Source organism: Mycolicibacterium llatzerense (assembly GCF_000878195.1).
Lineage (GTDB): Bacteria > Actinomycetota > Actinomycetes > Mycobacteriales > Mycobacteriaceae > Mycobacterium > Mycobacterium llatzerense.
On the sequence record NZ_JXST01000076.1, the window covers coordinates 1 to 9354 of the forward strand.

Genomic DNA, 9354 nt, shown 5'->3' on the forward strand with positions numbered 1-9354 from the left:
CCCACCGACATCACCCCGCCAACACCACCATCAAACGGCGATCAGCACACCGAAACGGAGGTCGCCTGAAACACCCGATCCACAGGTATTGACAATTGCTCCTTGACGGTGACCGCCGGCGGGATGTCCGGGTGCCATCGGTTGTGGCCGACGAGCTGTTGGTCGGTGAACTTCTTCGATGAATCCAAGGGGAACAGCAGTTCCGGCACGGTGACCCTCCTAGCGACACGAACACTTGCTTCCGAATGGAAGTATTCAATAGTGAAGGTGTCTCGTCTGCGGTTCGGGCAAGTTACATCCGGATGACGTTGACACAGAGGGCTTATGGTGTCGTTGTGCCTACCTACTCATTCCGGTGTGGACAGGGTTGCCCGGACTTCACCGAACAGCATTCGATGACCGTCGTGCCCGATGACGTCCCCTGCCCGAGCTGCCGCAGCCAGGCCAAACGCCGAATCGGAGCGCCGGCGCTAGGCGCCGGCAGCTCGCCGGGGATGCGGATCCAGGACGCCACCCGCGCCACGGCCGACCGCCCCGACGTCGTCGGAAGCCTGCCTGCGAGCCGCCGCCGCGCGCCGGTGACTGCGAATCCTCTGCATCGCAAGCTCCCCCGGCCCTGACCCGGACAAAGCAAAACCCCGCGCACTCCGGGATCGCCGGGTTTGTGCGCGGGGTTTTGTCAGTGAGCAGCGGGTGGGCTGCTCAAGTTTTTACTGCTGGCCGACCTCGAACCGCACGAAGCGGGTCACGGTGACGCCGGCCTCGTCCAGCAGGGCCTTCACGGTCTTCTTGTTGTCGGACACCGACGGCTGGTCGAGCAGCACGACGTCCTTGTAGAAGCCGGTGACGCGGCCTTCGACGATCTTCGACAGCGCGGCCTCGGGCTTGCCCTCTTCCTTGGCGGTCTCCTCGGCGATGCGACGCTCGTTGGCGACCAGGTCGGCGGGCACGTCCTCACGAGTGAGGTACTTGGCCTTCAGCGCGGCGATCTGCAGCGCGACCGCGTGAGCGGCCTCTTCCGAAGCACCGTTGTACTCGACCAGCACACCCACGGCCGGCGGCAGGTCCGCGGCACGCTTGTGCAGGTAGGTCTCGACGGTGCCGTCGAAGTAGGCGGCACGACGCAGTTCGAGCTTCTCGCCGATCTTCGCCGACAGGTCCGCGACCAGCTGCTCGACGGTGGTGCCGTCGACGGTGGCGGCCTTGAGGGTCTCCACGTCGTTGGCCTTGGCCGCGACAGCAGCGGTGAGGATCTGGTCCGCGAGAGCCTGGAATTCGGCGTTCTTGGCGACGAAGTCAGTCTCGGAGTTCAGCTCGATCAGGGCGCCGTCCTTGGCGGCGACCAGGCCCTCGGCGGTGGCGCGCTCAGCGCGCTTGCCGACGTCCTTGGCACCCTTGATGCGCAGCACCTCGACGGCCTTGTCGAAGTCACCCTCGGTCTCAACCAGTGCGTTCTTGCAGTCGAGCATGCCGGAGCCGGTGAGCTCCCGCAGTCGCTTTACGTCAGCAGCGGTGTAGTTAGCCATCTCAGCTTTCTGTGGTGGTGGTTTCGGTGGCGGCTTCGGCTTCGGTGCTGGTGGTCGCACCGGCGAGCAGTTCCTGCTCCCACTCGGCGAGCGGCTCGGCGCCTTCGGCCTCGGTCTTGGCACCCGAGCGGGCCTGCAGACCCTCGGCAACCGCGGAAGCGATCACCTTGGTCAGCAGCGCGGCGCTGCGGATGGCATCGTCGTTACCCGGGATCGGGTAGTTGACCTGGTCGGGGTCGCAGTTGGTGTCAAGGATCGCGAGGACCGGGATACCGAGCTTGATGGCCTCAGAAACGGCCAGGTGCTCCTTGTTGGTGTCGACGACCCAGATGGCCGACGGAACCTTCTGCATGTCCCGGATACCGCCGAGGCTGCGCTCGAGCTTGTTCTTCTCACGCGTCAGCATGAGGATTTCCTTCTTGGTGCGACCCTCGAAGCCACCGGTCTGCTCCATCGACTCGAGTTCCTTCAGGCGCTGCAGGCGCTTGTGGACGGTCGAGAAGTTGGTGAGCATGCCGCCCAGCCAGCGCTGGTTCACGTAGGGCATGCCGACGCGGGTGGCCTCGTCAGCGATGGACTCCTGGGCCTGCTTCTTGGTACCGACGAAGAGCACGGTGCCGCCGTGGGCAACGGTCTCCTTGACGAACTCGTACGCCTTGTCGATGTAGGTCAGCGTCTGCTGCAGGTCGATGATGTAGATGCCGTTGCGGTCGGTGAAGATGAACCGCTTCATCTTGGGGTTCCAGCGTCGGGTCTGGTGCCCGAAGTGCGCGCCGCTATCCAGCAGCTGCCGCATGGTCACTACGGCCATGGTTGTGCCTCACTTGTTTCGGTTGTCGTCCGGTATCGGGTGATGCCGGACCCTGACGCCTGCTGCGTGCCGGACCCAACTCGGTTGTCCGAGGTGGGACCGCCCGGCATGCGATTGCGACCCGAGATCGAGCCGCTGTGCAGGCGCGCGAAGTCAACCCACGAATGCGGATTGCAGGGGGAAGTTTACACGCTTTGCAGGGTGCTCTTGTCCACAGAGCGCTGGTTATCCACAGATCGGGGTTCTCGGGCTACCGAAGCCGGCGCCGAGGCGCTGAACTGGGGTGATGCGCATCGTCCTGCTGGTGGGGATCGCCACGGTCTGCTCGACCGGCGTGGCGCACGCCACCGACGGCCGATTGGACTGGCCGTTGCGGCCGCGTCCGGCCGTCGTGCGCACGTTCGACGCACCGCAACCCAATTGGCAGCGCGGGCATCGTGGCGTCGACCTGGCTGGTTCGGCCGGTCAGACGGTGTACGCGGCGGCTCCGGGCACGGTGGTGTTCGCCGGGGAGCTCGCGGGCCGGCCGGTGGTGTCGGTCGCGCATCCCGGCGGGCTGCGCACCAGCTATGAGCCGGTGCGTGCCGTGGTACGTCCCGGCGCCGTCGTCGCCGCCGGTAGTGCCCTCGGCACGCTGATGGCCGGGCATCCCGGCTGCAGCAGCTGCCTGCACTGGGGCGCGATGTGGGGCGCGTCGTCCGATGCCGACTACGTCGATCCCCTCGGCCTGCTCGCCACCACCCCGATCCGGCTCAAGCCCCTCACCTCACCTCGAACGTGAGCTTGTGTGCCAAAAATCGCGAACATTTCGCACACAAGCTCAGCTTCGGCGGGGAGTTACGCCCGGGGATGGGCCTGATCGTGCACGGCACGCAGCCGGGCCACCGTCACGTGCGTGTAGAGCTGAGTGGTCGCGAGCGACGAATGCCCCAGCAGCTCCTGGACCACGCGCAGATCGGCGCCGCCCTCGAGCAGATGGGTGGCCGCGCTGTGGCGAAGGCCGTGCGGCCCGATATCGGGGGCACCGTCCACTGCCGAGATCGTCTGGTGCACGACGGTCCGCGCCTGACGAGGGTCGAGGCGACGCCCCCGCGCCCCGAGCAGCAGCGCGGGGCCTGAGGTCGCGACCGCCAGCGCCGGGCGACCGTCGGACAGCCAGGCCCGTAGCGCGTGAAAGGCCGGCTCACCGAAAGGCACGGTGCGCTGCTTGTCCCCTTTACCCAGAACACGCAGCACGCGACGGCTCTGGTCGACGTCGTCGATGTCCAGGCCGCACAGCTCACTGACGCGGATACCGGTGGCGTACAGCATCTCGACGATCAGCCGGTCCCGCAAGGCCATCGGATCACCTTGCTCCGCACCGGAATTCGCTGCGGACATGGCGTCGACGGCCTGGTCTTGACGGAGGACGGCGGGCAGGGAACGACGGGCCTTCGGGGTTTGCAGCCGCACCGCCGGGTCGGTCTCGAGCAGGCCGCGTCGCACCGCCCAGGCGGTGAAGGTCTTCACCGCCGATGTCCGACGGGACAGCGTGGTCCGGGCCGCGCCGTTGCCGGCCTGTTCGGCGAGCCAGGACCGCAGTGTCATCAGGTCCAGGTCGCCGATGGCCGCGTCGTCGCCGAGGAACTCCCCCAACGACCGCAGGTCGCCGAGGTAGGCGCGGCGGGTGTGCTCGGAACGGCCGCATTCGAGTTCGAGGTACTGGTCGAACTCCGAGAGGACCGCCTGGTGCACTCCCCTACGGTCCCAGAACCGCCAACCCAGCGCCTGTCGCGCCACCCCTCAGTGGCCGAGCTGTGACCTCAGACGTCGACGCGGCGCAGCGCGTCCGGGGTCAAGTCCGCCAGTGAGCGGTAGCCGTCGATGGCCATGGTGAGGTCGGTCTCGGCCAGCAAGGACCGCAGCACGTGCACGACGCCGGCCGTGCCGGCCAGTGCCATGCCATACGCGTACGGCCGGCCGATGCCGACGGCCGTCGCCCCCAGCGCCAGCGCCTTGACCACGTCGGCGCCGCTGCGGACGCCGGAGTCGAACAGCACGGGCAAGCCGTCGGCGGCCGCGACCACGCCTGGCAGGCAGTCGATGGCCGGAATCCCACCGTTGGCCTGCCGGCCGCCGTGATTGGAGCAGTAGATGCCGTCGACCCCGGCGTCCCGCACGCGCCGCGCGTCGTCGGGATGACAGATGCCCTTGACCAACAGCGGCAGCTTCGTCAGCGACCGCAGCCAGGCCAGGTCGTCCCAGGTCAGCGAGTTGCCGAAATCCTGCACCCACTGCATCACCACGCCCTGCGGATTCTGCTCGGGCGGCGCGGGCAGCTTGGCCCGGAAGACCGGGTCGCTGGTGTAGTTGGACAGGCAGTGGCCACGCAGCTGCGGGAAGTTGGCCGTCGACAGGTCGCGGGGGCGCCACCCGGGCACCCAGGTGTCGAGGGTCACGACGATGCCCTGGTAGCCGGCTGCTTCGGCCCGGCTGATGAGGCTGGCCGCCAGGTCCCGGTCTTTCGGGGTGTACAGCTGGAAAAAGCCTGGGGTGTCACCGAATTCGGCGGCGACGGCCTCCAACGGATCGCTGGTGAGCGTCGAGACCATCATCGGGACGCCGGTCTGGGCGGCGGCACGCGCAGCGTGCAGGTCACCGTGGCCGTCGCGGGCACAGATGCCCATGACGCCGATCGGCGCGAGGAACAGCGGCGAGGGCAGCTTCAGGCCGAACAGATCGACCGTCAGGTCGCGCTCGGTGGCCCCGACCAGCATGCGCGGCATGAGGCCCCAGCGGTCGAAGGCGCTGACGTTGACGCGCTGCGTCCGCTCGTCACCGGCGCCGCCCGCCACGTACGACCAGATCGACGGCGGCATCGCGGCCTTGGCGCGCTCCTCGAGTTCCGCGAACGAGATCGGCAGCGTTGGGACGACACCGCCCAGACCTTGCAGGTAGATCTCGAGTTGGTAGTCACCGAACGCCATCGGGCCCGCCCTTCTGTTGCAACTTCGGCTGAGAATCGCACATTAGCGTCGGCCCGCGCCTCGGCTTTCGGCTATGCCTCGGCTTCTGCCTTGGCCAGTTCAGCCTTCCACTGCCGGAACGTCTCTTCGGTGCGACCCCGGCGCCAGTAACCGGAGATGGATGCCCATTCGGCGCCGACGCCGCGTTCCTTGCGCAGGTACGGCCGCAGGTTGTGCATGACGGCCTGCGCCTCGCCGTGGACGAACACCTGAACCTGGCCGGGCAGCCAGTCAGCCGCCCGCACCGCTGCGACGAGTGGCGCGTTGTCGCCGGCCCGGTCGTCGGACACCAGATCGGCGCGGCCGCCGCGATGGATCCACTGGATCTTCACGCCCGCGGGCGCGGTCAGATCGAGCTCGTCGTCGGGTCCGTCGACCTCGATGAAGGCCTGGCCGATCGCGCTCGGCGGCAACGCTTCCAACGCGGTGGTCAGCGCCGGCAATCCGGCTTCGTCGCCGGCCAGCAGGTGCCAGTCGGCGGCCGGGTTCGGCGAGTAAGCCCCGTTGGGCCCCATGAGATACGCCGGGTCGCCGGGCGCCAGCGACGCCGCCCACGGTCCGGCCACTCCGGTATCGCCGTGCACGACGAAGTCGACGGTGAGTTCGCGCTGCTCCACATCGACGCGCCGCACGGTGTAGGTCCGCACGGTCGGGCGCTGGTCCGCCGGCAGCTCCTCGAAGCTGTCCAGGGTCAGCGGCTGCGCCAGGCCAGCCACCTGTACACCCGCGGGCACGATGGCGAACTTGACATAGGAATCGGTGAATTCCTTCGGACTGAAAGTGTCGAACCCGTTGCCGCCGAACACAACACGAATCATGTGCGGGGTCAGGCGCTGGGTGCGGAGAACTTCGAACGTATGAATCGGACGGCCTGCCACGCCTCGACTATACGAGCGGTGCGCCCGCAGCGATGGGCTACCGAGCCAGCACCGCCGCGGTGAACTTGGGCTTCCAGTCCGAGGTCAGCAACGCGCCGAAGTTGGATTCCAGGTCGTCGCGCTTGGCGGTGTCGGTGTCGCGGACCGCGAAGATGAACGCCGGTCCGCTCCAACCGGCGCCCGCCACCCCGGCCAGCACCTGCAGAATCTGACGCGCCTGTTCGTCCTGGCTGACGCCGCGGGCCTGCGGCGCGCACGTGGAGGCGCCGAGTTCGGTCATCCACACCTTCTTGTCGCCGTCGCCGTTGACGGTCATCAAGTCGTGCACGCGCACCAGATCCGACCAACCGTTGTCGCCGTCCTCGGCGATGCCGCCCGGGAACACGTACGGATGCATCGCGGTGGCATCGAAGAACTTCCGTGCGCCGCTGGCGTACATGTCGGCGAGGAATTTCGTCGGTGCGTCCGGGCCGGTGGCGCGACTCAGGCCGGCGGCGATGACGGTGGCGTCAGGTTGAGCAGCTTTGATGGCGGGATAGGCCGCCTTGAGCAACTCGGTGTAGACGGCGGCCCGGTTGGTGGTGAACCCGAAGAACAGCGGCAGGTTCGGCTCGTTCCAGATCTCCCAGTTGGCGACCCGGTCGCCGTAGCGCTGCACGACGGCGGTGACGAAGGCGGCGTAGTCCGCCGGATTCACCGGTGGCGCACTGAAATACGAACCCGGAGCCCGCGCCCAGGTGGGACTGTAGGCGATCAGCCCGAGTACCTTCAGCCCCCGCTTCGCGGAACCGTTCACCCAGTGATCGACGTAGTGCCAGTTGTATTGACCCTTGACGGGTTCGACGATGTGCCAGTCGATCAGCACCCGCATCCACTCCGCTCGGGTGCGGGCCACGGCATCGAGTTCGCGGTCGGCGTCTGCGTCGCTCATCCAGGACTGAGGAGCGCCGATGCTGAAACCGTAACCGCCCTCCGGCGCCACCGGCGTCACTTGCGGCGATGGACGCAGCCACAGGCACTGCCCTATCACGAGTGCGACGACCAGCCCGATGGCGAAAGCAAGCTGCCCGAAACAGCGGCGGACGCGGCGGGCCACGACGGTGGACATTCAGACAGACGGCTGCAGCGCGGGCAGCGGCTCGTTCGCGATCCGGTGCGCCTCGGTGGCGTCGATACCCAAGGCGCGCAAGACAAGTTCTGCAGTGGACGTGCCGGCCTCGCGCCACGTCTGATGCCCTTCCAGCACCATCCACATCGCACTGACTGTCGCGCCCAAGACCAGCGACGCCACGCTGTCGGCGCCGATATCCCCCAGTTGGTACCGACCCGCGGCCAGGCCGGCGTCGACGTCACTGCTCGGCGGGCCGGTCATCCACGTCCGCAAGGCCTCCTCGCCCAGGCCGAACTTGACGGCGAACCGGCCCAGCATGGGGTTTTCGTGCGCGTAGCGCACCCACATCCGAATTCCCGTGGCCAACCGGGCGGCCGAATCATCGATCGCCACGAAAGATGCCGACACCCGCCTGTGCAGATCCGCGGTGATCTCACCGACTACGCGATCGAACAGATCGTCCATCGAACCGACGTTTCGGTACAGCGTGCCGCGGGCCACGTTGGCCTCTTGAGCCAGCTCACTGATGCTGACCTGCGTGGTGCCCTTCTCGACGAAGAGCCGTACCGCCGCGGCCACAATCCGGTCGTCAGTCGTGGTCATGGCGCCGCCCCTCCGAACCATCTTGCATCACCTGTTCAATCCACAACAGTAGCAGCCCTGTTTGTACAGCCTCTGACAATTCTGAACAAACATGTTCAAGAAACATCCTTGACTTGTGTTGAACACTTCTGTTCAAATCAAGACATAGTTGTTGACATCAGAAGGGATCAGCGATGAGCGAGACTGCACAGGTTGATCACGCCTCAGTACTGATCGCCGGCGGTGGGCCGGTCGGCCTCACGCTGGCGCTCACCTTGGCGCGACACGGTGTGCACGCGCTGCTCGTCGAACGCAATCCGTCGACCACCACGCACCCGAAGATGGACATCACCAACGGCCGCAGCATGGAGTTGTACCGGCAGCTCGGAATCGCTGACGAATTGCGCAAAGTGGCTGTGCCGGAAGATCATCCGTTCGACGTTGCCTGGGTAACCAAGGTCAGCGGCTGGGAATTGGCTCGGTTCCGCTACCCCGGCGTCGCCGAACGCCGCCAGACCATCCGTGCGTGTACCGACGGCACCATGACGTTGGAACCGCCGATGCGGGTTTCCCAGGCGATTCTCGAACCGGCACTCAAGGCGATTCTGGAGACGCGGACGGGCATCGACGTCCGATACGGGTGGGCCCTGCGGTCCTTCCGCCAGCACGCCGACGGCGTCGACGCGGTGATCAACTGCAGCGCGACGGGCGAGACCCGCACAGTGCGGGCGGACTACCTGGCCGGGTGCGACGGGGCCGGCAGCATCGTGCGCCGCGAACTGGGGATTGCGTTGCACGACATCGATATCCGTCGGCTGGCTGCACGTGAGATCGGGTTGCGAACGGTGGTCGCGGGGACGGTGCGGGCATTCGTGGAACGGCACCAGACCCCGATGGACGGCCGCGTGTACATGGTGCATTTCACGTCCCCCGCGCGCGAGGTGTTGGAACGATTCGGCACGACCTGGCATACCCAGTCCCCCGAGGGCTGGACCTTGATCTCGCAGAACGATCGCGACACCTGGACGCTGCACACCCTGATCGGCATGGGCGTCAAGACCGAGGAAATCGATCCGAAGCAGTTCCTGTTCGCTCGACTGGGCGTCGAATTCGATTGCGACATCATCGTTGCCAACGAATGGCGCCCCCGGCTCTCACTCGCCGACTCGTACGGGCACGGGCGGGTGTGGCTGGCCGGCGACTCGGCCCACCAGGTGGTGCCCAACGGCGGCTACGGCATGAACACCGGCGTCGGCGACGCGGTCGGGTTGGGCTGGGCGCTGGCCGCTGTCGTCAACGGCTGGGGCGGTCCCCGCCTGCTCAGTGCGTACGCGGCCGAACGCCGCGCGGTCGGGGTCGCCAATCGGGATGCCTCCGCCCGGCACACTTTGGTGCGCCTGGCCATCCAAATGGCACACCGCGCATCGCTTTCCGGGGAGGG

The 9354-nt window shown here is 67.1% G+C and carries 10 protein-coding genes and 1 pseudogene; 3 read left to right on the forward strand and 8 right to left on the reverse strand.

Going from position 1 to position 9354, the window contains the following annotated elements; translation table 11 throughout:
- Positions 1 to 80: 80 nt before the first annotated feature.
- A pseudogene (locus tag TL10_RS32065) lies at positions 81 to 209 on the reverse strand (acetamidase/formamidase family protein); the annotation flags it as partial.
- Positions 210 to 335: 126 nt separating this feature from the next.
- Between TL10_RS32065 and TL10_RS30440 the strand changes: the two are divergent.
- A complete protein-coding gene (locus TL10_RS30440; protein WP_231575530.1) occupies positions 336 to 620 on the forward strand; it encodes an FmdB family zinc ribbon protein in 285 nt (94 codons plus the stop codon).
- Between the two features lie 90 nt (positions 621 to 710).
- Here TL10_RS30440 and tsf read toward each other — a convergent pair whose 3' ends face one another.
- On the reverse strand, positions 711 to 1526 hold the full coding sequence (gene tsf, locus TL10_RS28855) for a translation elongation factor Ts (RefSeq protein WP_043393608.1): 816 nt from the start codon (positions 1524 to 1526) through the stop codon (positions 711 to 713).
- A gap of 1 nt (position 1527) precedes the next feature.
- Entirely contained in the window at positions 1528 to 2337 is an 810-nt protein-coding gene (gene rpsB, locus TL10_RS28860) for a 30S ribosomal protein S2 (RefSeq protein ID WP_043393605.1), read from the reverse strand.
- A 286-nt stretch (positions 2338 to 2623) separates the two neighbouring features.
- On the opposite strand from rpsB, the gene TL10_RS28865 reads away from it, so the two are divergent.
- Positions 2624 to 3118: a M23 family metallopeptidase gene (locus TL10_RS28865; RefSeq protein ID WP_043988356.1), complete on the forward strand. Its 495-nt coding sequence runs from the start codon at positions 2624 to 2626 to the stop codon at positions 3116 to 3118.
- A 56-nt stretch (positions 3119 to 3174) separates the two neighbouring features.
- On the opposite strand, the gene TL10_RS28870 is transcribed toward TL10_RS28865, so the two are convergent.
- From TL10_RS28870 to TL10_RS28890, 5 genes are all read right to left on the reverse strand, one after another.
- Positions 3175 to 4071 carry a tyrosine recombinase XerC gene (locus tag TL10_RS28870; protein ID WP_043393599.1) on the reverse strand — a complete coding sequence of 299 codons (897 nt, stop codon included), beginning with the start codon at positions 4069 to 4071 and terminating at the stop codon, positions 3175 to 3177.
- Positions 4072 to 4139: 68 nt separating this feature from the next.
- Positions 4140 to 5303, reverse strand: a complete 1164-nt coding sequence (locus TL10_RS28875; protein ID WP_043988357.1) for a lactate 2-monooxygenase — start codon at positions 5301 to 5303, stop codon at positions 4140 to 4142.
- Between the two features lie 71 nt (positions 5304 to 5374).
- Positions 5375 to 6220, reverse strand: coding sequence for a siderophore-interacting protein (locus TL10_RS28880; protein WP_043988358.1), 846 nt, complete (start codon positions 6218 to 6220; stop codon positions 5375 to 5377).
- Positions 6221 to 6257: 37 nt separating this feature from the next.
- Entirely contained in the window at positions 6258 to 7328 is a 1071-nt protein-coding gene (locus tag TL10_RS28885) for a glycoside hydrolase 5 family protein (protein ID WP_043988359.1), read from the reverse strand.
- Complete coding sequence (locus TL10_RS28890; RefSeq protein WP_052506581.1) at positions 7329 to 7934, reverse strand: TetR/AcrR family transcriptional regulator; 606 nt, start codon at positions 7932 to 7934, stop codon at positions 7329 to 7331.
- Between the two features lie 173 nt (positions 7935 to 8107).
- Between TL10_RS28890 and TL10_RS31530 the strand changes: the two genes are divergently transcribed.
- A partial coding sequence (locus TL10_RS31530) for an FAD-dependent monooxygenase (RefSeq protein ID WP_043988361.1) occupies positions 8108 to 9354 on the forward strand: 1247 nt, incomplete at its 3' end.

What these genes read in the sequence shown, in the direction of transcription:
- tsf (WP_043393608.1), bottom strand. Translation starts at nt 1,526, where the DNA reads ATGGCTAACTACACCGCTGCTGACGTAAAGCGACTGCGGGAGCTCACC.
- rpsB (WP_043393605.1), bottom strand. Translation starts at nt 2,337, where the DNA reads ATGGCCGTAGTGACCATGCGGCAGCTGCTGGATAGCGGCGCGCACTTC.
- TL10_RS28865 (WP_043988356.1), top strand. Translation starts at nt 2,624, where the DNA reads ATGCGCATCGTCCTGCTGGTGGGGATCGCCACGGTCTGCTCGACCGGC.
- TL10_RS28875 (WP_043988357.1), bottom strand. Translation starts at nt 5,303, where the DNA reads ATGGCGTTCGGTGACTACCAACTCGAGATCTACCTGCAAGGTCTGGGC.
- TL10_RS28885 (WP_043988359.1), bottom strand. Translation starts at nt 7,328, where the DNA reads ATGTCCACCGTCGTGGCCCGCCGCGTCCGCCGCTGTTTCGGGCAGCTT.
- TL10_RS28890 (WP_052506581.1), bottom strand. Translation starts at nt 7,934, where the DNA reads ATGACCACGACTGACGACCGGATTGTGGCCGCGGCGGTACGGCTCTTC.